The organism is Enterobacter sp. N5-15, from assembly GCF_057221635.1.
Genome location: NZ_CM170150.1, coordinates 2,115,407 through 2,138,389, shown reverse-complemented (window position 1 = coordinate 2,138,389; position 22,983 = coordinate 2,115,407). Strand labels below are relative to the sequence as shown.

Here is a 22,983-nt window from a genome sequence, read left to right as displayed (position 1 = left end):
AGTCTACGGGATACGTGCGCTACCCGGCTTGAGATAGCGCAATTTTTCTTACATCTGCGGAAAAGAGTTAACCCTGTAACAGGCGGATCAACAGCGAGCCGTTATACATGGCGTCTTTGACCAGCGCCGCGCCTGCCATCGTACCCTTATTGGAAAACTGGGTGCTTTCTACCGCAATATTTTTGCTGTAGGCGGGAAGCGACTGCTGATGAATGCAGGCCGAGATCGCCGGGAAGAGGATCTCCGCCGCCTGGCTCAGCGGTGAGCCAATGAGGATTTTTTGCGGGTTGAAGAGGTTCACCATAATGGCCAGGATGCGGCCAACGTTATTCCCCACCCCGGTAATAATGTCCTTCGCCAGCAGATCGCCCTGGCGCGCGGCGGCGCAGAGGGAGTCCACCGTTAGGGGTTGTCCGTGCAGCGAGGAGCTCATGGACTGGCCGAGTCGAACCTGCGCCAGTTCCAGCACGCTTTCCACGCTGGCAATGGTCTCCAGACAGCCGTGGTTCCCGCAGTAGCAGCGCTTGCCGTACGGGTCGACCTGGGTGTGGCCAATTTCCACCAGGCTGCTGCTTCCGGCGTGGAGAAGACGTCCGTCGGTGATCACGCCCGCCCCGACGTTATGGTCGATGACCACCTGAATCACATCCCGCGCGCCGCGCGACGCGCCAAACAGCGCCTCCGCCATCGTCCAGGCGCTAATGTCATGCTGAATATAGACCGGCACGCCGGTATGGTTTTTCAGCACCTCGCCCAGCGGCATCTCTTTGACGTCGTCGTAAAACGGCATGCGGTGAACAATACCGTTTTCGGTATCAATAATCCCCGGCATGGTGATGGCAATCGCCGTTAAGCGTTCAAGCCGCTGCTGATGGCGGATAAAGAAGTGATCGATGTGCGAGACAATCGCGTCGAGGAGCGGTTCCTCCGCGTTGAGCGGCAGTTCAAGGCGGTCTTCCACCACCAGCTTGCTGCTCAGGTCGCGCAGCGCAAGGAAGATCTCCCCCCGGCTGATGCGCAGTGACAGGTAGTGCCAAGCTTCCGTTTCAACCACCAGCCCGACTGCCGGACGGCCACGGCTGCCCGGCTCCTGAATTTCCGTCTCCTGAACCAGGTGCGCTTCCAGCATCTCGCGGACAATCTTGGTGATACTGGCAGGTGCCAGTTGTGCCAGGCGCGAAAGATCGATACGCGAAACCGGACCAAGCTGATCAATCAGGCGATACACCGCGCCAGCGTTGGTCTGCTTAATCTGATCGATATGCCCTGGCTGACTATCAGCAACCACCTCGTACTCCCTTATTTTCGAGCTTCGAAATAAACTGTTTGCTATGGTGAAGCACTTCCATGTCCGTCGTCAAATATTTACTTAGCCATGTGATTTACCGCACATTTTTACCCCCTTTTCCCTGGAAATGCCGCCCGGCAGAGGCGCTAATTAACTGCTGTTTGAAGCGCTGCGCGGCGTGGCTCTGCTCGCGGTGCTTCGACCAGACCAGCCACATCTCTGAAACGGCATCCTCTTCGGCGATGGTCACCCAGCGCATTTCGCGCAATTGTACCCGCTTAAAGGAGGCCGGAAGAATAGACACGCCCAGCCCGGCCGCCACCAGGCCAATAATGGTCATCGCTTCCCCCACCTCCTGGGTGATGACCGGGGCGAGATCGTAGCGGCGCATCAGTCCCAGGATATCGTCATACAGACCTGTCCCGACCTGCGGGTCAAAAAAGACAAACGGCTCTTTTGCCAGCTCTGCCAGCGAGACCGCCGGACGCGACGCCAGCGGGTGATCGTGTGGGATCATCGCCATCAGCGGCTCGCGCAGGATCACCTCCCACGCCAGCGTGTCCGGCAGTTGGGTGTTACGCATCAGCCCCAGATCCAGCGAACCTTCATTCAGCGGCGCAATCTGCTCGCGGGTGTTGATTTCGCGCGTCTGAATATGAACATCCGGAAAGTGACGACGGAATGACGAAAGGGTCTCCGAAACGGCGCTGATAAACGGCGCGGACGAGGTAAACCCGATTCGCAGTTCTCCGGCTTCCCCGAGATAGAGCCGTTCTGCCCGAGCGGCGGCGTCATCGACCATGCTCAGAATTTGTCGGCTGTCGTTCAGGAACTGCTTACCCGCCGCCGTCAGGCTCACGCTGCGGTTGGTGCGGGCCAGAAGGCGCGCTCCGACCTGCTGTTCCAGGATCTGAATCTGCTGGCTTAACGGTGGCTGAGAGATATTCAGCCGTGCCGCCGCGCGGCCAAAATGCAGCTCTTCAGCAACGGCGACAAAGTAGCGAAGATGACGCAGCTCAATATTCATATTTTTAAAGTATCATTTGAGATTATTAATATATTAGACAGAATATTTACATTTTCCTACCCTGAACATGTGGTCATACCCGTCACCAGAAATCACGGGGATGTTTAAGCAAGGAAACTGTGTGAGTCGTACAACTACTATTGATATCGATCCGGCAAGAGATATCAATGATTTACCCGCAGCACCGCAGCCGGTCCAGTTCATTAAACGTGGTACCCCCCAATTTATGCGCGTCACGCTGGCGCTCTTTTCCGCCGGTCTGGCGACCTTCGCCCTGCTCTATTGCGTTCAGCCGATCCTGCCCGTTCTCTCTCATGAGTTTGGCGTATCGCCTGCCAGCAGCAGTATTTCACTCTCTATTTCTACCGGCATGCTGGCGATTGGCCTGCTCTTTACCGGGCCGCTGTCCGACGCCATTGGCCGTAAACAGGTGATGGTGACCGCGCTGATGCTGGCGTCGGTCTGCACGTTGCTCTCGACGATGATGACCAGCTGGCACGGTATTCTGGTGATGCGCGCGCTGATCGGGCTCTCGCTCAGCGGCGTGGCGGCGGTTGGGATGACCTATCTCAGCGAGGAGATCCACCCGAGCTTTGTTGCCTTCTCGATGGGGCTTTACATCAGCGGGAACTCGATTGGCGGAATGAGCGGACGCCTGCTGAGCGGGGTGTTTACGGACTTCTTTAACTGGCGTATTGCGCTGGCTGTCATCGGGTGTTTTGCGCTGGCATCAGCCCTGATGTTCTGGAAAATTCTGCCAGAATCGCGCCATTTCCGCCCGACCTCGTTGCGCCCCAAAACGCTGTTTATCAACTTCCGCCTGCACTGGCGCGACAAAGGGCTGCCGCGCCTGTTTCTGGTCGGCTTTCTGCTGATGGGGTCGTTTGTCACGCTTTTTAACTACATTGGCTATCGCCTGATGCTTTCCCCGTGGCATCTCAGCCAGGCCATTGTCGGTTTACTCTCGGTTGCTTATTTGACCGGTACCTGGAGTTCGCCAAAAGCCGGAGCAATGACCGCACGCTATGGGCGCGGCCCGGTGATGTTGTTCTTCACGGCGGTGATGCTGGTCGGCCTGCTGCTGACGCTCTTTTCCTCCCTGTGGCTGATTTTTGCCGGAATGCTGCTCTTCTCCGCGGGGTTCTTCGCCGCTCACTCGGTCGCCAGCAGCTGGATTGGCCCGCGCGCGCGTCGCGCCAAAGGTCAGGCATCGTCGCTGTATCTGTTTAGCTATTACCTGGGTTCCAGCATCGCCGGGACCCTCGGCGGCGTGTTCTGGCATAACTACGGCTGGAACGGCGTGGGCGGGTTTATCGCGCTGATGCTGTGCGCGGCGCTGCTGGTGGGAGCAAGTCTTCATAAACGTCTGAGATAATAAGCCTGCGGGCTGATTCCCGATCCAGATAAACGGCACCAGCGTACTGGTGCCGTTTATCGTTCAGGAATCCCAGGCCTGCTCGATCTTAGCGGCTTCAAACTGCGGAGGCGGTTTTCGGAAACGGCGCGTTAGCCATGTCAGGTAAAGGATCCCCAGTGCCGCCCAGATGAGGCCAAGCGTCAGGGACGTCGCTTCAAGGTTTATCCACAGCACGCCGACCGTTACGGCACCAATGAGCGGCAGCAGAAGATAGTGGAACCGATCTTTCCACGTTTTGTTCATCCCCTTACGCCGCCAGAAATGGTTGTACACCGAGAGATTAACAAACGTAAACGCCACCAGCGCGCCAAAATTGATCAGCGCCGTCGCGGTCACAAGATCAAAGTACAGGGCCGACAGCGCCACAATCCCTACCATAATGACGTTCAGAGCCGGAGTCCGCCATTTCGGATGCACGTAGCCAAACACCCGCTCTGGAAAGACGTTGTCACGCCCCATCACATACAGCAAGCGTGAGACGCTGGCGTGCGAGGCCAGGCCTGAAGCGAGCGTATTCACAAACGTGGTACACAGAAACACCGACTGGAAAAGCTTGCCGCCCACGTACAGCGCAATTTCCGGCAGCGCGGCGTCCGGGTTCTTGAAGCGCGCGATCGACGGGAAAAAGAGCTGCATGAAAAACGAGGCAACAATGAATATCAGCCCGCCATACAGCGCGGTCAGGAAAATGGCTTTGGGAATCACCCGCGCCGCGTTTGGCGTCTCTTCCGACAGCGTGGTGACCGCGTCAAAGCCGAGGAAAGAGAAGCAGACGATAGTCGCGCCGGTAATAATAGGGATCAGGTGTGCATTCTCGCTGATAAACGGCTGGAGCGACCAGACGGTGCCGACGCCCTCACCCTTGTGGAGACCATGCACCACGAGAATGATAAACACCACCATGATAGCGACCTGCACCAGCACAAACAGGGTATTAAAGTTGGCGACCAGATTAACGCTCTTCAGGTTCGCCAGCGTCAGGATCGTCACAAACCCCACCACCCAGACCCACGGCGGGACTTCAGGGAACAGCGCGGAAAGGTAGATCTTCGCCAGCAGCACGTTGATCATCGGCAGGAAGAGATAGTCCAGCAGCGATGACCAGCCGACCATAAAACCCAGGTGGGGTCCGATCGATTTCTGCGTGTAGGTGTACGCAGAGCCCGCTTCCGGGAACTGTCGTACCAGTTTGCCGTAGCTGATGGCGGTAAACATGACGCCCGCCAGCGCCAGAAGATACGAGGCGGGCACGTGACCATTGCTGATACCGGACACAATGCCGAAGGTATCAAACACGGTCATGGGGGTGAGGTAAGCCAGCCCCATCATGACCACCTGCCAGAGCTTGAGGGAACTGCGCAGCCGGGTTCTTCCGGCCATGCCCGGCGAGTCAAGAGACGTGTTAGTCGCCATAAACCGTCCCCCCCATGCTTACCGTGGTTTGCAATCGCGTTGACCTTAACGCAAACCTGCTTAGCAAAGGGGGAAGTTGTAAAGAACAAACGCGATCGTACCAGCGCGCCGTCTCTGGCTCGCACTCACAGCAGGAGCCTGACTGGCCCCCTTCGCCCTGCGGATAGTTGAACATCTGCATCATTTCCTACCTCGTCACACAGTGTCGTTAAGAAAATCCCTGTGCCGCCTGCGCTCCATAACGCGACTCCCGGGAGATAGCTGGCGTGCCAGCGAACAGTTAGGCCAGGCTCCGCGCAGGCCGTTGGGTGATACGTATGCGATGAAACAAAGCGGCCCCTTACCGGGGCACGTTATCAGGCGTTTTTCAGCATCCACTCAATTTCAGTTTCGGTGATCAGACGTTCAAACTGCAGCAATTCATCATTTTTGCAGGCGTGATAAACGTGGCAGAAACGCTCGCCCAGCCGCTCGCGAAGATGATCGTTTTGCATAAATTCCCACAGCGCATCGCTCTGACGGATCGGGAACGGCAGCCCGTCCTGCTCCAGACCATTGCCTTCAACTTCTTCCTGCAGGGGTAAATCGTTATCCAGCCCATGTAAAATGCCGGCAAAAATCGCCGCCATCACCAGATACGGATTCGCGTCTGCTCCCGCCACCCGGTACTCGACCCGATGGTTATGGCGATCGCCGCAGGGGATACGCAGGGCAACCGTGCGATTGTTGTGTCCCCATGACGCCTGCGTCGGTACGTACATTCCCGGCTGGAAACGGCGGTAGGAGTTGACGTTCGGTGCCAGCAGCGCCATGGACGCCGGCATCAGATCGATCATCCCGGCCAGCGCGCGTTTCAGCAGCGCGGAATCCTCGCCGCTGGCGTCTGCGAGCACGTTTTCGCCTCTGTTGTTTTGCATGCTGATGTGGATATGCATCCCGCTGCCCGCATGCTCTTCATAAGGCTTTGCCATAAACGTGGCGTGCATCTTATGTTTTTCCGCCATCTGCCTGACGAGACGTTTTAGCGCCAGCGCATCATCGCAGGCATCAAGCACGTTTTCCGTATGGTGCAGGTTAATCTCGAACTGGCCCGGGGAGGCCTCGGCCACTGCCCCGTCGGCGGGGATCAGCTGCAGCTGCGCCAGCTCGTCAATGTCATTCAGCACGTCAGCAAAGTGGTTCAGGTTATCAACCGAGTAGACCTGACTCTGCGTATTTCGCACGTCGGTGCCCGGCGCGCAGGGTGGCTGCAGATAGCCTTCGGCATCGCGTTTACGGTCAAGTAAATAGAACTCCAGCTCTACCGCTACCACGGGGAACAGACCGCGCTGGCGCAGCTGCTGCCAGAGTCGATTGAGTACGTTCCGCGGCTCAACGTCAAAGGGAGCGCCATCTTCATCAACCATGGTGAGCTGCACCTGACCAATGTATTCCGGGTCGGCGGCAGACGGCGTCAGGGTGCCCAGCACCGGCACGCAGATACAGTCCGGCTCGCCGAGCTCCTGCCCCAGGCCCGCCTCTTCCACGACGTTACCCAAAATGTCCATGGCGAAAACCGATGCCGGGAAATAGCAGCCTTTTTCAAGTTTGCTCAGTCCGGCAACCGGGATACGTTTGCCGCGAAAACAGCCGTTCAGGTCGGTCAGGAGGACGTCAATAAACTGGGTGTCAGGATACTTTTCTAAATAGCGCTTCACTTCCTGCGTAAAGGCGCTGCCCCGCCTCTCATCCGTGTGCTGCACAAAGTTCTCAACTTCTACGATATTGGTTTCCATGATTTACCACCGTTTTTGGGTTTTGCGTTTGCTGCTCAGGACTGTCAAATATAATGTCCACCCTATCGAATCTGTATGCAAACAAATTGTTTGTCAAATGTTAAATTAAGTTTGCAAAAGGCAGATCCCGTTGCTAGATTGAGAAAATATTGAACGAAAAGGCCGTTTCTGAGGTGAGAATGGCCTAAATTTAGTCCACTTTGTGAGGGCGATCATGGAAAATATAATGAACAAGCCAGTTATTGGCGTGGTGATGTGTAGAAACAGGCTTAAGGGTCATGAGACCCAAACCCTGCAAGAAAAGTACCTGAATGCCGTTATTAACGCGGGGGGCTTACCTATTGCCTTACCGCATGCGCTGGCAGAGCCAGAGCTAATGACCGCTCTGCTGCCAACCCTGGACGGAATTTACCTGCCGGGCAGCCCAAGTAACGTACAGCCGCACCTGTATGGTGAAAACGGCGATGAGCCTAACGCCGATCCCGGGCGAGATCTTCTGAGTATGGCGCTGATTGCCGCCGCGCTCGAAAGGCGCATCCCCATTTTCGCCATCTGCCGGGGGCTGCAGGAACTGGTTGTTGCGACGGGAGGAACGCTGTATCGCCGCCTGTTCGAGCAGAACGATCTGCTTGAACACCGGGAGGATGCTGAACTGCCGGTTGAGCTACAATACGCCCCGTCTCATGAAGTTCAGGTTCAGGAGGGAGGACTGCTGTCTCAATTAATACCAGGCTGCAACAAATTTTGGGTAAACTCGTTACACGGGCAAGGTGCACGAACGTTAGGACCACGGCTCCGCGTGGAGGCCCGCTCGACGGACGGGCTGGTCGAAGCGGTTAGCGTTCATGACCACCCTTTTGCCCTCGGCGTGCAATGGCACCCCGAATGGAACAGCAGCGAGTACGCCCTGTCACGCATGTTGTTTGAAGGTTTTATCACCGCCTGTCAAAGCCACGTTGCCGAGAAGCAACGGCTTTGACCACTATCGTAAAGGAAATGCAACTATGAGCGATGACGGACTGGCGCCAGGGAAACGTCTGTCAGAGATCCGCCAGCAGCTGGGTCTCTCGCAGCGGCGTGCCGCCGAACTGTCTGGGTTAACACACAGTGCCATCAGCACCATTGAGCAGGATAAAGTCAGTCCTGCCATCAGTACGCTGCAAAAGCTGCTGAAAGTTTATGGGCTGTCGCTCTCGGAATTCTTTTCGGAACCGGAAAAACCTGATGAACCGCAGGTGGTTATTAATCAGGAAGACCTTATCGAAATAGGCAGTCAGGGTGTTTCGATGAAGCTGGTTCATAACGGAAATCCGAACCGTACGCTGGCGATGATTTTTGAAACTTACCAGCCTGGAACCACGACCGGAGAGAGGATCAAACATCAGGGTGAGGAGATCGGTACGATACTGGAAGGTGAAATAGTGCTGACCATTAATGGCCAGCCTTATCACCTGGTTGCGGGGCAGAGCTATGCCATCAACACCGGCATACCGCACAGCTTCAGCAACACCTCGGCAGGCATCTGCCGCATTATCAGTGCCCACACCCCCACCACGTTCTAATTACCACTCAGTCCCGGCGTAAGCGCGCTTACGCCGGGACAAATAAAAAACGCTCGATGTCGGCATTCAACGGGTTAATTCCCGGGATGCCCCACGGCTTCGTATTGCCTGAAACGGCCATGCCATTATTTATCTGATTGCGAAAGAAAGGAGTGAATATGCATTTTCAGCACCTGACTTACTGGCAGGATAAAGCAAAAAACAGCGCCATTGAGACCCGGCTATTTATTAACGGTGCCTATTGTAACGCCGCCGATAATGCCACGTTTGAAACCGTCAATCCCGCTACCCGGCAGACGCTGGCGAACGTGGCGCGGGGCAAGCAGGCGGACGTGGACCTCGCGGTTCAGGCCGCGCGTGAGGTATTTGAGCGCGGTGACTGGTCGCAGGCGTCTCCGGCGCAGCGAAAGGCCGTGCTGCATAAGCTCGCCGATTTGATGGAACGCCACGGCGAAGAGCTGGCCTTACTGGAAACGCTGGACACCGGTAAACCCATTCGCCACAGCCTGCGCGACGATATTCCCGGCGCGGCGCGCGCCATTCGCTGGTACGCCGAAGCGGCGGATAAAGTCTACGGCGAAGTGGCACCTACGGGTCCGGGCGAGCTGGCGATGATCGTGCGCGAGCCGATCGGGGTTGTCGCGGCCATCGTCCCCTGGAACTTTCCGCTGCTGCTGGCCTGCTGGAAGCTGGGCCCGGCACTGATCGCGGGCAACAGCGTGGTACTGAAACCGTCGGAGAAATCGCCGCTCACCGCCCTGCGGCTGGCCGGGCTGGCGAAAGAGGCGGGCCTGCCGGACGGCGTGCTAAATGTAATAAGCGGTTACGGCCACGAAGCGGGCCAGGCGCTGGCGCTGCATCCGGAGGTCGAGGTGCTGACGTTTACCGGTTCAACCCGTACCGGCAAGCAGCTGCTGAAGGACGCGGGTGAAAGCAACATGAAGCGCGTCTGGCTGGAGGCAGGCGGCAAGAGCGCCAACATTATCTTTGCCGACTGTCCGGACCTGGACAAGGCCGTGAGCGCGACCGCCGCCGGGATTTTTTATAACCAGGGGCAAGTCTGTATCGCCGGTACCCGCCTGCTGCTCGAGGACAGCATCGCCGATGACTTCCTGGCGAAGCTGAAAGCGCAGGCCCGTCACTGGCAGCCGGGCGATCCGCTCGATCCCGACAGCACGATGGGAATGCTCATCGACGTTGCGCACGCCGATACCGTCCACACGTTTATTCGAGAGGGAACCCAAAAAGGCACGCTGCTGCTGGACGGGCGGGAACAATCATGGCCTTCCGCAGTCGGTCCAACCATTTTTGTCGACATCGATCCTGCCTCCCCGCTGTGCCGGGAAGAGATTTTCGGGCCGGTGCTGGTCGTCACCCGTTTTAAAACCGAAGAGGAAGCCTTAACGCTGGCCAACGACAGTGAATATGGGCTTGGCGCGGCGGTATGGACCCGCGATCTCTCCCGCGCGCACCGCATGAGCCGCCGCCTGAAAGCAGGCTCGGTCTTCGTCAATAACTATAACGACGGTGATATGACCGTACCCTTTGGCGGCTATAAGCAGAGCGGCAACGGCCGCGATAAGTCCCTGCACGCGCTGGAAAAATTCACCGAACTGAAAACCATCTGGATTGCCCTGGAGCCTCAATCATGACCGAACATACCACCAGCTACTACGCGGCCAGCGCGAACGCTTACGAACCTTTCCCGACGCTTAACGAGTCGATCAGCTGTGACGTGTGCGTGGTGGGCGGCGGCTATACCGGCCTCTCCTCCGCGCTGCATCTCGCCGAAATGGGCTACGACGTGGTGCTCCTTGAAGGGGCGCGCATCGGCTTCGGCGCCAGCGGGCGCAACGGCGGCCAGCTGGTTAACTCCTACAGCCGCGATATCGACGTGATTGAGAAAAACTACGGACCCGACGCCGCCAGAGTCCTCGGGAGCATGATGTTTGAAGGCGGGGAAATCATCCGGGAGCGTATCCAGCGCTATCAGATCCAGTGCGACTATCGTCCCGGCGGGCTGTTTGTGGCGTTAAACCATAAGCAGATGGAGACGCTGGAGGAGCAAAAAGCCAACTGGGAACGCTACGGCAACACGCAGCTGGAGCTGCTGGACGCCAGCGCCATCCGCCGGGAAGTCGACAGCGACCGCTATACCGGCGCGCTGCTGGACCGCAGCGGAGGGCACATTCATCCGCTTAACCTGGCGATCGGCGAAGCGGACGCCTTTCGCCTGAACGGCGGGCGGGTGTATGAACAGTCCCCGGTGACCGCCATTCAGCACACCAGCCCGGCAGTGGTGAGCACGCAGCATGGCCAGGTGACTGCCCGATACGTGATCGTCGCCGGGAATGCCTATCTGGGCGATAAGATAGAACCGGAACTGGCAAAACGCAGCATGCCCTGCGGCACCCAGGTGGTGACCACCGCCCCGCTGCCGGAGGAGGTAGCCCGCACGCTGATCCCCAACAACTACTGCGTGGAAGATTGCAACTACCTGCTGGATTACTACCGCCTCACCGCCGACAACCGCCTGCTGTACGGCGGTGGCGTAGTCTATGGCGCGCGCGATCCGGACGATGTCGAGCGCCTCGTGATGCCAAAGCTGCTGCAAACCTTCCCTCAGCTGGCAGGCGTCAAAATCGACTACCGCTGGACGGGCAACTTCCTGCTGACCCTGTCGCGTATGCCGCAGTTTGGTCGTCTGGATAAAAATATCTATTACATGCAGGGCTATAGCGGCCACGGCGTGACCTGCACCCACCTGGCCGGACGGCTGATCTCTGAACTGTTGCGCGGTGACGCTGAACGCTTTGATGCGTTTGCCAAACTCCCGCACTACCCCTTCCCGGGCGGTCGCAGCCTGCGGATCCCATTCACGGCGATGGGCGCGGCGTATTACAGCCTGCGCGATCGTCTTGGCGTATGATCGTTTCGACAAAAGGGTATCTGACATGAGTAACCAGGAATTTCATCAGCGCAGACTTTCTGCCACCCCGCGCGGCGTAGGCGTAATGTGTGATTTCTTTGCCCGCACGGCGGAGAATGCCACGCTTACCGACGTGGAAGGCAACGACTATATTGATTTCGCCGCCGGGATCGCGGTACTGAATACCGGCCATCGTCACCCTGAACTGGTGGCCGCAGTGGAAAAACAGCTTCACCAGTTCACCCATACGGCCTATCAGATTGTGCCGTACGAAAGCTACGTTTCATTAGCCGAAAAGCTTAACGAGCTGGCCCCGGTGCAGAGCCCGGCCAAGACGGCGTTCTTCACAACGGGCGCGGAAGCGGTGGAAAATGCGATTAAAATCGCCCGGGCCCACACCGGCAGACCGGGTGTGATTGCCTTCGGGGGAGGCTTTCACGGACGAACCTATATGACCATGGCGTTAACCGGCAAGGTCGCGCCCTATAAGCTGGGATTTGGCCCCTTCCCGGGGTCGGTTTATCACGTGCCGTATCCCTCCGAGCTGCACGGCATCACGACGCAGGATGCCATCACGGCGATTGAGCGCCTGTTCAAAGCGGATATTGAGGCGAAACAGGTGGCGGCGATTATTTTTGAACCCATTCAGGGTGAAGGCGGATTCAATGTCGCCCCGCCTGAGCTGGTGGCCGCCATCCGCCGTATCTGCGATGAGCATGGGATCGTGATGATTGCAGACGAAGTGCAGAGCGGCTTCGCCCGTACGGGTAAACTGTTTGCCATGGAACACTACGCGGACAAGCCCGACCTGATGACGATGGCTAAAAGCCTGGCAGGCGGAATGCCGCTGTCAGGCGTGGTGGGCCGCGCCGGGATCATGGACGCGCCGGCGCCCGGCGGTCTGGGGGGAACCTATGCAGGCAACCCGCTTGCGGTGGCCGCCGCGCACGCGGTGCTGAATATTATCGACAGCGAGTCGCTGTGCGCGCGCGCCCGTCATCTGGGCGATCGACTGAAAGCCACGCTGGAGGAAATTCAGGGCAGCTTTCCTGCGCTCGTGGCGATTAGGGGAAGAGGATCGATGATTGCGGCGGAGTTTTTTGATCCCGAGAGCCGTGAACCGTCGGCCGCCATCGCGCAGGCGATCCAGCAAAAGGCGCTCGCCCAGGGCCTGCTGCTGTTGATCTGCGGCCAGTACGGCAACGTGATCCGCTTCCTTTATCCGCTGACCATTCCGGATGCCCAGTTCAACCAGGCGCTGGCGATCCTGCAGCAGGTTATGCGTGATAAAGCCTAAGTGCCCACCGAAAACCGTCTCCCGGAATTGCGGCGACGGTTTCAACGGAGGAGATCGGCATTGATTTCCTCCGTGTGGGAAATGTTGGGGAATTTGGTCTGTTTCATTGTATGCTCCCTGAAACACATCCTGGCAAGAGGAAATAAGAATTGCAAAAAACATCAGCCTATCAGTCACTTGCGAAAACCTTCCAGCGTCTCTCCCGCTTCTCTCACCTCTCCTCCATCGCCAGCTGGGACATGTTCACCATTAGTAATTAATCATTAAATTCATGAGATTACATTACATGAGTAATGAATCGAGCATGAACAGTGAACGAAATGCTCATAGATTTTGTAGCTTTTATAAGAAGAAATCCAGCATCAAAGCAGGTCAATAAAACGTTTACGTTTTTGGAGTAAGTAGTATGTGATTCAACTATCCATTCATCACCACAGATATCAGAGAAAGCCATTGAAAACCATATGAATACCGTGGCATAAGATGAGGTAAAACTAGTAATGGAGAGTTACGATGTCTTGGATATGTCCGCACTGCAACTTTGCAGCAGTAATTAGAGATGAAGATAAGAAAACTACTGAATTTGACCTTGATTCAAGCCTTGGTATATGGAAATACAAAACAACTGGAACGGTTTGCCCAAATCCTGAGTGCACTAAGCCAACGATAACCGTTGAAATGGCTGAGTATGATAATTACGGTACTCATAAGTTGTTAAGACATGCCCGTCAAATCGTCCCCGTACTGCCTCAGTTACAGAAGCAACGTGCAAAAAATTATTCTGATTGCATACCCAAAGCTGTACTTGCTGACTACCGTGAAGCCTGTGCTATTGCTGAACTATCACCTAAAGCTTCTGCGACTCTTGCAAGACGATGTCTACAGGGCATGATTCGTGATTTCTGGGGAGTAAGTGGCAGAACTCTTCACGACGAAATAAAAGCCATTGAAGATAAGGTTGACCCTTTCGTATGGGAGGCAATTCTGGACGTCAAAAGTATAGGTAATATTGGTGCCCACATGGAAAAAGACATCAATCTTATTGTTGATGTGAGCACTGAAGAAGCAGACCTTTTGATAGAAATGATTGAGATGTTACTTGATGACTGGTACGTAGCTCGTCACAAAAAACAGCAGAAACTCCAGCGTATAAAGGAAGTTGCGGCTGAAAAGGCTGTTGCTCGTAAAGGATAACCAAATGGACAAATTGATTCTGATGGTTTGCCCCTGCCGCAACGGTATGGCGCAATTGCTACCATTATTATCGGTATTTCAATGGCAGTCCTTGACGGTGCCATTGCAAACGTGGCGCTTCCGCCGCCAGCTCCATTTGGATTGATGCGCTGTAAAATAGCAAATACGGTTATTTATCGCACAGAGACTAATACCACTATTCATTTTCTAATCGGATTGGAGAAGCGCTTAAGGCTATAGTGGGGGTATTTGATATTTCACCCTTTTCGGCTTTTACCTTTTCCAGAAGTTCAGCCACGGTGAGGTGCTTCTTGCGAGTGACTTTTGAGCCGTTTCTCTCCTCGGACTCCTCAAATTCAGCGACAGTAAACAAATCGGAAATTGCGCTCGCTAACTGAGCAACCGAATTCCTGTTATCGAGCCTAAGTGATTGTTCTAACAAGGTTGAAACCTGAACGGCGAGGTCTTGAAACTTTTGCTTTTCCTTTATCATCTCTTCGAATTCCAGTTGATCTTCCTCGAATTTTTTCGAAAGAAGTTCGATTTTCTCCTCAAGCACTTTTTGCTGGGCTTCAAGTTCTTCTGAGATTATCTGTTCACGCTTCCCGCGCTCAGTGTCAGCCTGAATGTCTGCGCTGATTCTGGCGGTTTCGGCTTGTTCTGCCAGGAGTGACTGAACTTTCAGCTTAGAGAGCTTGATGTTATCTTGATAAACACGCTCTTTACCCTGGAAAATGTTATCGCTGTAACGGTCATCAGCCCATTTGTGAGCCTTGGAAAGTAACCACTGTACATACGGGGAGACAATAGCCAAAAGCCCACCTATCACAAATGGTCGAACAATGTAGGCAAGGTAAAAATGCTCCTGGTTCAGAATGTTATCAATTCTTAGTTTTACAGGTTCATCACTCATGAACAGCATCGCCATGTTAGGCCAGTTGAACCATACCCACGCCAGGATGATGAAGCCCCACAAGGGATTTTTGAGCCTGTCTTCCAGCACCTGCTTTAACGACTCTCCTGCACTTTCGCCCATGTCTATGTCTCTGATGTTGAGATAATTCTGTATCATAAACCAACAGTTCATCTTTATAAACCGTCCACCGATTTGTTAATTTTTTATTTTTTCCGCAGCAGGTCAAGCCATTATCACAATGGTTGCTGGTGGCTGTGGAAAGCATCTATCAGACTGTCGACGTGCTTAGTAGGGCTGGCAGAGTCAGTTACTCTTCCTGGCAAAATCCTAAAGTATTGGGTGAGATACGAAAAAGACCGCCATAAGGCAGTCTGCAATAGGGAGTTATGACCTGGTCTTATTGGGTCTGTAGCGCTTTAACCTTTGACACCATACCAAGTGAACAATCACAGAGTTTTGCTATCTCTGCGTAGGTATCCCCACCTTTCCCAAGATAGGTTGAAATCTTGTCACGTAGCACTGTATTTGCTGGTCTTCCCTGATACTTCCCCTGCTCCTTTGCCTTGCTGATACCTTCTGCCTGACGCTTACGGCGCTTTGTATAATCTTCGTGTGCGTAATGTGCTGCGATACGGGTTTTCTTATTTATGGTTATCACTGTGACGATACAGATTTCTCACCTTTCACATCAGCAGGTAAACTCACTCCACCTAACATCTGAAAGGATTAGCCAGAATGGGACATCTTAGCAGCTACACCAAAGCACAATTACGTCTTCAACCGTCAGGGTGCGGAGTTCCCGTGCCAGTCTCTACGGCTAAATGTGGAACACTCCAGCCCGACATGGAGCAATGGCTATGTAATAAATGCCATGCTGAATGGATGAAGCGTATGCAGGATGAGGAGGTAGATGAAAAATGAAAATGAAAGAAACCGTCTATAACATCTTTTTCTTTTCTCACGATGGGTTGTTCATCACTCATGCAGGAATCGTCCCTCACGAACTGGAAGGAAATGACCATGAGAAGCTGGAGTTCTTAAAACGCAGATTAGAAACTGACCTGGCTTCTTGTCGTTCATTTCATGAAATACATCCGTCCGTTCTGGATGGTGATAACAAGTTATCCCTTGCTAGGTATAACTCCAATTTAAGGGTTGGCAATCCTTTCGCACCGTTTGAGTTAGCACTTGAGTCTGTGAATGCCCCTGCTTCACCCTTAGTTATTGTTACGCCAGTTGTTCAGGGAAAACTACAACCCCAGATTCAGGTCTCTTTAGCAGAACAACTTAGAAACAAGCATATGCCCAACCATCACATTGAAGGTGTTAAGACCCTTCCTGATTACCTTGACAGCTATATGAACGAAGAAGGTTTTCAAATCGCTAAGCTACTTAACGATGACCATATGGAACCAATAAAGCTGCTATTTAATAGCAAGCATTATCTTGCAAGCTTTAAGCTATTGATGTCCTTCATTGATACAATCGCCTACATCGAATTTGGTAACACTAAGAGGGTGTTTCAGAATTGGCTTGATACATATTCAGCAATACAAGCACTTGGGATTACCTCTGATGAACTATATGAGTTAAGAAACTCACTTCTTCATATGACTAACCTCAATTCTCACAAGGTCACACAAGGTAAAGAGCGTCGCCTGAGCATTGCCATTTGTAAGCGAGGCCATCCAACTCAACATCATGATGGCATCGTGTACCTGAATTATACCGATTTTCTGTTCCTGTTCGATGAAGCAGTAAAAAAATGGGTTGATAGCTACAACGGAAGTAATAAGCAATTAACATTCATTGAGCGGTATGATGAAGTAGTAAGGGATAATTACTAATCTCAATATAGGGGCTTAATTGCCCCCTCACTGCATCACTGTGGCCTTATTTAACGCCAGAAGCATCTGTTTCAACGGCTGTCTGGTCTTATACACACGGTCTGACGTGGTGGTGTGCGCATGACCGAGTATGTGATATCGAACTGAATCCGGTACATCACAATCACGTAACCTGTCCGACAGGCTGTACCTGAAATCATGTGAACTGTGTTTCAAGCCAATTTGTTCAAAAGCAAACACAATTCGACTCCCAGCGGCATTGTTCTTTGACCAACCCAATGCTGGTTTAGCCTCCCATATCCCCATTCTCAGAAGTTCGTCGCTTATCGGTATGTCTCTGATAGAGGAATCATTTTTGACTTGCTTACCGCCCTCAGCATTGATGCTTATGCACTTGATTCCATCAACCTCACGGTAATCACACGGACGTAACTGTATTGCCTCCCCTATTCTCATACCTGTGTTCCAAAGAATCGCCAGAAGCCATTTCAGACCAGTGTAGTTTTGGACATACTCAGTCCTCATCACCTGGCTGTATTGTTCTGTGGTGACTTCGGTCTTATTGTTCACAGTTGTCACCTTCGCGTATGTCATTCCTTTCACAGGATTTACAGTCAAGTAGTCCCTTTTGCTTACACAAAAGTTGAACAGAGCCTGTAGCTTGATGAGCGCATCCTGCCTGCTTCGGGGTGCCTTATAGTGTTTCTCAAGAAAACCCTTGAACTCAGAAATGTGCTTTTTGCTGATTTCTTCGAGATGTCGTAAAGATTTTTTCTCAGCCCAATTAATGAACAGCTCTACGCTTCGTCTGTTAAGTTTCTCTGTACGAGGTTTCCAGTCGGAACGATTATCCCTACACCATTCTTCAAGTGCATCGGAGAGGCTATGTTGAGGCTTCTCAGTCACAGTTACCCTTGGTTCTTCCTCAACGTCTCCCAGACTGCCTAAAGCGATTAGAATCGCTTCATCAACTAATCTGTCACGGTATTTTTTAAGACTCTCCCTCATTACCTCGAAAGATAGGCAAAGCTCTTTGCATTTCACAAACTGAATCGTGAGATTTCTGGCTCTCAGCTTTGCTGTCTCTGGATGTCGTGTCTTCAAGCTTACGGAAAGCGTCTTGTTGTTAAGTTTCTTTCTCCACAGATAACCATCCTTTGCAGAGTGGGTAAGATGAGTGCATGAATCGTGTAGGAATCACGTTAAACTCCCTTAACACTCCCAAAACGATAAGGAAGAACAAGAATGGAAAAAACATCGGCTTATCAGGCTCTCACCCGCACCTTCCAGCGCCTCTCCCGCTTCTCTCACCTCTCCTCCATCGCCAGCTGGGACATGTTCACCATGATGCCGCCAGGCGGCAGCGCCGCGCGCGGTGAAGCGCTGGCGGAGATGAGCGTCCTGCAGCACCAACTCCTGACCGATAAAAAGGTGGGCGAATGGCTGACCGCAGCGGCAGGTGAAGATTTGAATGACGTCGAACAGGCCAACCTGCGCGAAATGACGCGCCACTACCAGCAGGCCACCCTGCTGCCGGAATCGCTGGTGGAAGCCAAATCCCTCGCGGGCAGCAGGTGTGAACACGCCTGGCGCACGCAGCGCCCAGCCAACGACTGGCAGGGTTTCTCCGCCAATCTGAAAGAGGTGGTCAAACTCAGCCGCGAAGAGGCTCGCCTGCGGGCTGAAGCCAAAGGCTGTACGCCGTACGACGCGCTGCTGGATATTTTTGAACCCGACATGACCAGCGCGCGTCTGGACCTTCTGTTCGGCGATATGAAGTCCTGGCTACCGGACCTGCTGGCAAACGTGGTGGAAAAACAGGCTCAACGGTCGTTTATCCCCCCGCAGGGTCCCTTCCCGACGGCAACCCAGCGTGAACTGGGCCTGGAAGCCATGAAGGTGCTCGGCTTCGATTTTAACGGCGGCCGCCTGGACGTCAGTGCGCACCCGTTCTGCGGCGGCGTCCCGGAGGACGTGCGCATCACCACGCGCTATGACGAGGATGAACTGCTCAGCGCGCTGTTTGGCGTGATCCACGAAACCGGACACGCCCGCTACGAACAAAACTTGCCGCGCGCGTGGGCAGGACAGCCGATTGCCCTTGCGCGCTCAACCGCGATCCATGAGTCACAGAGCCTGTTCTTTGAAATGCAGCTGGGACGCAGTGAAGCCTTCCTCAAGCATCTTCTCCCTGCCGTGCACGCCCGCTTTGGCAGCCAGGCGGCGTTCAGCGAAGAGAACTTTATTGCCTGGAACCAGCGCGTGAAGCCTGGCTATATCCGCGTCGATGCGGACGAAGTGAGCTACCCGGCACACGTGGTGCTGCGCTATGAGATTGAGCGCGCGCTGATCAACGGTGAGATCGAGGTGGACGATATTCCCGCCCTGTGGGATGAGAAAATGCAGGCCTGGCTCGGGTTATCCACCAAAGACAACTACCGCAACGGCTGTATGCAGGATATCCACTGGACCGACGGCGGTTTTGGCTACTTCCCGTCCTATACGCTTGGCGCCATGTACGCCGCCCAGCTGTTCCATGCGGCCAAAACGGCGCTTCCGGGTCTGCAGGCCTCCATCGCTGAGGGCGATTTTTCCGCACTCTTTGAGTGGCTGCGTCAGAACGTCTGGCAGCACGGCAGCCGCTTCAGCACGTCGCAGTTAATCACCCAGGCGACGGGCGAGGATCTGAATATCCGTTACTTCCGCGAACATCTGACCTCGCGCTATTTGTAATCTGTTTGGCCGGGGGTGAGGGACCTTCAGTGAATTTTTTAAGCAGAAGCGATACAGATTTTCGAAGCGTAATGATTGACTCGCAGCGATGCCCTGGTCCGGCTGTAAATCGCTGAGGCGTTTCCTGCAGGCCGGGGCGAGGCGCATGGATGCGCCGAGAGGGCGGGCTTTACAGGGACGTTACCTCCGCCCGTCCCCGATAAGCCGGAAGGAATAAGCCGAAGGCACCGCGAAGCGGCGATTTACCGCCGGGAGCCCGGGTCGCCAGGGCGGTGGCGATTGCACTGAACCCCGTTTCCTGGACACCTTTATTCTTTTGTTTTTTCTGCCTGAGTCCGGTACGCCACCGGGCTCAGGCCGCCAGTTTTCAGGCTGATTCGTTCAGTGTTGAAGTAACGAATATAAGCCTTAATATCCCGCTCCAGCTCTTTCACGCAACCATACCTCTTGCGGTAGTACATCTCCACTTTCAGATGGCTGAAGAAGTTTTCCATCACTGCATTATCCAGGCAGTTTCCCTTTCGCGACATACTCTGGACTATACCGGCTTTTTCCAGCATTAACCGCCATGCCGGTGTCCTGTAAGCCCAGCCCTGATCGCTGTGTAAGACCAGACCTTCACTATGTCTGTGTGCTTTCAGGGCCTTATGCAGCATCCTGCAGACCAGAGGCTGTGAAGCACTGGTCGACATATTCCAGGCCACGATTTCGTTATTGAACAGATCCTGCAGGGCTGACAGGTAAAGTTTCTGTCCCCCGGCCCGGAACTCCGTCACATCCGTACACCACTTGATCCCGCTTCGTTCAGCGCTAAAGTCCCGGGCCAGCAGATTGGCGGATGACAGACCCGCATCAGGCATATATGAGCGATATCTTTTCCGGCGTAGCTGACAGGTGAGTCCATGCTCCTTCATCAGCCTGCGCACGGTTTTGTGATTAAGCACGAAGCCCTTATCCCGTAGTGCTCTCGTCATTCTCCGGTAGCCATAGCGCTGCGCATGCCGCTGGCTGATGGCCTTCATTGCACCGACTGCATCCGCATAACGCTCAGTCCCGTGCTCAGGGTGCGAGACATGATAATAATATGTGCTGCGTGACAACCGCGCGGCATACAGCAGGCAGGGTAGCCTGTGTGCCGTCAGCAACGACTGCACTAATCTGGTTTTTTCTGCTGCTCCCTGAGTGCATTTTCTTCTCTCAGGGCTTTCAGCTTTTTTAAGTAAGCATTTTCCGCGCGCAGATATTCCAGCTCCCTCTGCAGTTCTTTGGGTGTCATTTCACTGAAGGGCTTGGCGCCGGGAACATATTTTTTCTGTGACATAGCGGGTCCGGGTCTGGCAGTGTGAAGCGCTTTTTCACCTCCCCTCCGGTAACGCTGCGTCCAGTCGAGAATAAGGGACTCATTGGGGATGGCGAAGCGCGATGAAGCCTCCGCATAGCTGCACCTGTTTTCAGCGACGTAGCGGACAACGCGGAGCCTGAATTCTGCAGTATAGGTCCGCGCAGGACGGTCCTCCAGACCGGCTTTACCCTGACGACGGTAAGCCCGCAGCCAGCGGGTCAGTGGGGTTCTGCCCACACTGAACAGATGGGCTGTTTCTTTGATACTCGACTGTCCGGCCATGTAATGCAGTACAGCTGCAAGCCTAATATGGAAAGGATATTTCATTGTTCTGAACCTCCAGATTTGGAATCTGGTGTCCAGGATCCGGGGTTTAGTGCAGATTGAGCCGCCCTGGCACGTTCACCGGTCACGTCGTTACAGAGTAGCAAGAAACATAAAGTGAACGAAATGACCACTACAGCCGTATGTTCCCCCTCACCCCAGCCCTCTCCCTCAAGGGAGAGGGGGTCGTCCGTGCTGGCAATATTTTCTGAGGAACCCTGGCAATGTACATATGGTTACACGCCGATACCAATCACTCACGGAAACCTCGAATTTACAGGGATATAGTTATTTCAACGGCCCCGCAGTGGGGTTAAATGAAAAACCAAATTCGAGGGTATGAGAATGAATAAAGTATTAGCTCTGGTTGTTGCCGCTGCTATGGGTCTGTCTTCTGCTGCGTTTGCTGCTGACACTACCGCAACTGCTGCACCGGCTGCCGCACCTGCTGCAACCACCACCGCTGCGCCAGCAAAAGCGGTTCACCATAAGAAACATCATAAAGCTGCAGCGAAAAAAGAAGCCGCTGCACCAGCAACCGCAGCACCAACCGAGCAGAAAGCTCAGGCTGCCAAAAAGCACCACAAAAAAGCCGCTAAACCCGCTGTAGAGCAGAAAGCACAGGCGGCTAAAAAGCACCACCACAAGAAAGCCGCTAAACCGGCTGTAGAGCAGAAAGCTCAGGCCGCTAAAAAACATCACCACAAAAAAGCTGCTAAACCAGCTGTAGAACAGAAAGCTCAGGCTGCTAAAAAGCATCACAAAAAAGCAGTAAAACACGAAGCTGCTAAACCAGCTGCACAGCCAGCTGCGTAAGAGTACAAGCTTAACCGTGCCCTTCGGGGCACGTTGGTAAACCGGCGCTGAACCGGAACAGGTTCCGCGCCGTTTTTTTTTATCCGGAGGGCGTATGCTGCGACGCTATCGGTTTGAGCTGATTCTGATCCTGCTTATTTTATGCGCGCTCATCGCAAGCCATTTTTATCTTTCCTGATTGTAGCACGCTGATTTTACTCCCACTTTAGCGCTGTCCCGTCTATAGTATTTTCATAGGGTTCACTTTTAATAATCATAATTACCCCCACCAGAGTGTGATATGCGTAAATCTGTTGTGTTGTTACTGGGAACGTTTGGTCTTTTTTCTGGGTTCTCACATGCGGATGATGGCGGTGATGACACCATTAGCGCGAAAGAGCTAAAGACGCTTTTTTTCGGTCATGACGATCGTACGCGCGTCGCCGATCCCACCCAGGCCCCCTGGGATGCAATAGGTCAACTGGAAACCGCCAGCGGTAACTTATGTACCGCGACGTTGATCACCCCACAGCTAGCCCTTACGGCAGGCCACTGTCTGTTAACACCGCCAAACGGCAAGCCGGATAAAGCGGTTGCCTTGCGGTTTGTGTCGCAAAAAGGGACCTGGCGCTATGAAATTCACGGCATTGAAGGCCGGGTCGATCCGTCTCTCGGCAAACGTCTGAAACCGGATGGTGACGGCTGGATAGTGCCGCCGGCGGCGGCCTCATGGGATTTTGGCCTGATCGTTTTGCGCTACCCGCCTTCAGGCATTACGCCGCTGCCGTTATTTGACGGCGACAAAGCCGCACTCACCGCCGCGCTGAAAGCCGCCGACCGAAAGGTGACGCAGTCAGGCTATCCTGTCGATCATCTGGATACGCTTTATACGCATACCGACTGTATTGTGACGGGCTGGGCGCAAAACAGCGTGCTTTCGCATCAGTGCGATACGTTGCCGGGTGACAGCGGTTCGCCGCTGATGCTGAAAACGGAAAACGGCTGGCAGCTGATCGGAGTCCAGAGCTCTGCCCCTGCGGCAAAAGACCGATGGCGCGCCGACAACCGGGCCCTGTCCGTTACCGGTTTCCGCGACCAGTTGGAAGCGCTGGCGCAGCAGTAAA

21 protein-coding genes are annotated in these 22,983 nt (G+C 54.2%); 13 read left to right on the top strand and 8 right to left on the bottom strand.

The window, feature by feature from the left end; translation table 11 throughout:
- Positions 1 to 67: 67 nt before the first annotated feature.
- Together mlc and AC2TE5_RS10195 are read right to left on the bottom strand one after the other, a co-directional pair.
- Entirely contained in the window at positions 68 to 1,288 is a 1,221-nt protein-coding gene (gene mlc, locus AC2TE5_RS10200; RefSeq protein WP_193939767.1) for a sugar metabolism global transcriptional regulator Mlc, read from the bottom strand.
- A gap of 94 nt (positions 1,289 to 1,382) precedes the next feature.
- Positions 1,383 to 2,315 carry a LysR family transcriptional regulator gene (locus AC2TE5_RS10195; RefSeq protein ID WP_448637733.1) on the bottom strand — a complete coding sequence of 311 codons (933 nt, stop codon included), beginning with the start codon at positions 2,313 to 2,315 and terminating at the stop codon, positions 1,383 to 1,385.
- 121 nt (positions 2,316 to 2,436) lie between these two features.
- Here AC2TE5_RS10195 and AC2TE5_RS10190 point away from each other — a divergent pair, with 121 nt between their 5' ends.
- The gene (locus tag AC2TE5_RS10190; RefSeq protein WP_484613152.1) at positions 2,437 to 3,690 is read left to right on the top strand and encodes an MFS transporter; all 1,254 of its coding nucleotides are present in this window, start codon (positions 2,437 to 2,439) and stop codon (positions 3,688 to 3,690) included.
- 63 nt (positions 3,691 to 3,753) lie between these two features.
- On the opposite strand, the gene AC2TE5_RS10185 is transcribed toward AC2TE5_RS10190, so the two are convergent.
- The 3 genes from AC2TE5_RS10185 to AC2TE5_RS10175 all read right to left on the bottom strand — a co-directional run bounded on the left by AC2TE5_RS10185 (position 3,754) and on the right by AC2TE5_RS10175 (position 6,920).
- Positions 3,754 to 5,145, bottom strand: a complete 1,392-nt coding sequence (locus tag AC2TE5_RS10185; RefSeq protein WP_484613151.1) for an APC family permease — start codon at positions 5,143 to 5,145, stop codon at positions 3,754 to 3,756.
- Positions 5,135 to 5,320 carry a YmjE family protein gene (locus tag AC2TE5_RS10180; RefSeq protein WP_484613328.1) on the bottom strand — a complete coding sequence of 62 codons (186 nt, stop codon included), beginning with the start codon at positions 5,318 to 5,320 and terminating at the stop codon, positions 5,135 to 5,137. The genes AC2TE5_RS10185 and AC2TE5_RS10180 overlap by 11 nt, the downstream gene beginning before the upstream one ends.
- A gap of 181 nt (positions 5,321 to 5,501) precedes the next feature.
- A complete protein-coding gene (locus tag AC2TE5_RS10175; protein ID WP_484613150.1) occupies positions 5,502 to 6,920 on the bottom strand; it encodes a glutamine synthetase family protein in 1,419 nt (472 codons plus the stop codon).
- Between the two features lie 214 nt (positions 6,921 to 7,134).
- On the opposite strand from AC2TE5_RS10175, the gene puuD reads away from it, so the two are divergent.
- The 7 genes from puuD (at position 7,135) to AC2TE5_RS10140 (ending at position 14,047) form a co-directional block, all read left to right on the top strand.
- Positions 7,135 to 7,899, top strand: a complete 765-nt coding sequence (gene puuD / locus AC2TE5_RS10170) for a gamma-glutamyl-gamma-aminobutyrate hydrolase (protein ID WP_063143032.1) — start codon at positions 7,135 to 7,137, stop codon at positions 7,897 to 7,899.
- Positions 7,900 to 7,924: 25 nt separating this feature from the next.
- Entirely contained in the window at positions 7,925 to 8,482 is a 558-nt protein-coding gene (puuR, locus tag AC2TE5_RS10165) for an HTH-type transcriptional regulator PuuR (protein ID WP_013096835.1), read from the top strand.
- A 158-nt stretch (positions 8,483 to 8,640) separates the two neighbouring features.
- A complete protein-coding gene (gene puuC, locus AC2TE5_RS10160; RefSeq protein ID WP_484613149.1) occupies positions 8,641 to 10,134 on the top strand; it encodes an aldehyde dehydrogenase PuuC in 1,494 nt (497 codons plus the stop codon).
- Positions 10,131 to 11,411, top strand: coding sequence for an NAD(P)/FAD-dependent oxidoreductase (locus AC2TE5_RS10155; RefSeq protein ID WP_484613148.1), 1,281 nt, complete (start codon positions 10,131 to 10,133; stop codon positions 11,409 to 11,411). The genes puuC and AC2TE5_RS10155 overlap by 4 nt, the downstream gene beginning before the upstream one ends.
- Positions 11,412 to 11,436: 25 nt before the next feature.
- A complete protein-coding gene (gene puuE / locus AC2TE5_RS10150) occupies positions 11,437 to 12,708 on the top strand; it encodes a 4-aminobutyrate transaminase (RefSeq protein WP_484613147.1) in 1,272 nt (423 codons plus the stop codon).
- A gap of 513 nt (positions 12,709 to 13,221) precedes the next feature.
- Positions 13,222 to 13,902, top strand: a complete 681-nt coding sequence (locus AC2TE5_RS10145) for a DUF4145 domain-containing protein (RefSeq protein WP_257257897.1) — start codon at positions 13,222 to 13,224, stop codon at positions 13,900 to 13,902.
- A 4-nt stretch (positions 13,903 to 13,906) separates the two neighbouring features.
- On the top strand, positions 13,907 to 14,047 hold the full coding sequence (locus tag AC2TE5_RS10140; RefSeq protein ID WP_252089916.1) for a hypothetical protein: 141 nt from the start codon (positions 13,907 to 13,909) through the stop codon (positions 14,045 to 14,047).
- Positions 14,048 to 14,098: 51 nt separating this feature from the next.
- On the opposite strand, the gene AC2TE5_RS10135 is transcribed toward AC2TE5_RS10140, so the two are convergent.
- Positions 14,099 to 14,938 carry a hypothetical protein gene (locus AC2TE5_RS10135; RefSeq protein WP_484613146.1) on the bottom strand — a complete coding sequence of 280 codons (840 nt, stop codon included), beginning with the start codon at positions 14,936 to 14,938 and terminating at the stop codon, positions 14,099 to 14,101.
- 797 nt (positions 14,939 to 15,735) lie between these two features.
- On the opposite strand from AC2TE5_RS10135, the gene AC2TE5_RS10130 reads away from it, so the two are divergent.
- Positions 15,736 to 16,665 carry a hypothetical protein gene (locus AC2TE5_RS10130; protein WP_257257902.1) on the top strand — a complete coding sequence of 310 codons (930 nt, stop codon included), beginning with the start codon at positions 15,736 to 15,738 and terminating at the stop codon, positions 16,663 to 16,665.
- A gap of 27 nt (positions 16,666 to 16,692) precedes the next feature.
- Here the strand turns inward: AC2TE5_RS10130 and AC2TE5_RS10125 are convergent, their stop codons facing one another.
- Complete coding sequence (locus tag AC2TE5_RS10125; RefSeq protein ID WP_484613145.1) at positions 16,693 to 17,709, bottom strand: hypothetical protein; 1,017 nt, start codon at positions 17,707 to 17,709, stop codon at positions 16,693 to 16,695.
- Positions 17,710 to 17,910: 201 nt separating this feature from the next.
- On the opposite strand from AC2TE5_RS10125, the gene AC2TE5_RS10120 reads away from it, so the two are divergent.
- Entirely contained in the window at positions 17,911 to 19,398 is a 1,488-nt protein-coding gene (locus AC2TE5_RS10120; RefSeq protein ID WP_484613144.1) for a carboxypeptidase M32, read from the top strand.
- Between the two features lie 308 nt (positions 19,399 to 19,706).
- On the opposite strand, the gene AC2TE5_RS10115 is transcribed toward AC2TE5_RS10120, so the two are convergent.
- Positions 19,707 to 21,067 (bottom strand): IS3 family transposase gene (locus tag AC2TE5_RS10115; RefSeq protein ID WP_484611838.1). Its coding sequence is split into 2 segments (ribosomal slippage): positions 19,707 to 20,617 and positions 20,617 to 21,067, totalling 1,362 coding nucleotides; the frame shifts between segments, so codons are not numbered across the junction.
- A 342-nt stretch (positions 21,068 to 21,409) separates the two neighbouring features.
- Here AC2TE5_RS10115 and asr point away from each other — a divergent pair.
- The 3 genes from asr to AC2TE5_RS10100 all read left to right on the top strand — a co-directional run bounded on the left by asr (position 21,410) and on the right by AC2TE5_RS10100 (position 22,982).
- Entirely contained in the window at positions 21,410 to 21,880 is a 471-nt protein-coding gene (asr, locus tag AC2TE5_RS10110) for an acid resistance repetitive basic protein Asr (RefSeq protein WP_045910376.1), read from the top strand.
- Between the two features lie 94 nt (positions 21,881 to 21,974).
- Positions 21,975 to 22,058, top strand: a complete 84-nt coding sequence (gene ydgU / locus AC2TE5_RS10105; protein ID WP_021241182.1) for a small membrane protein YdgU — start codon at positions 21,975 to 21,977, stop codon at positions 22,056 to 22,058.
- 102 nt (positions 22,059 to 22,160) lie between these two features.
- Complete coding sequence (locus AC2TE5_RS10100) at positions 22,161 to 22,982, top strand: trypsin-like serine peptidase (RefSeq protein WP_063143028.1); 822 nt, start codon at positions 22,161 to 22,163, stop codon at positions 22,980 to 22,982.
- Position 22,983 lies beyond the last annotated feature (1 nt).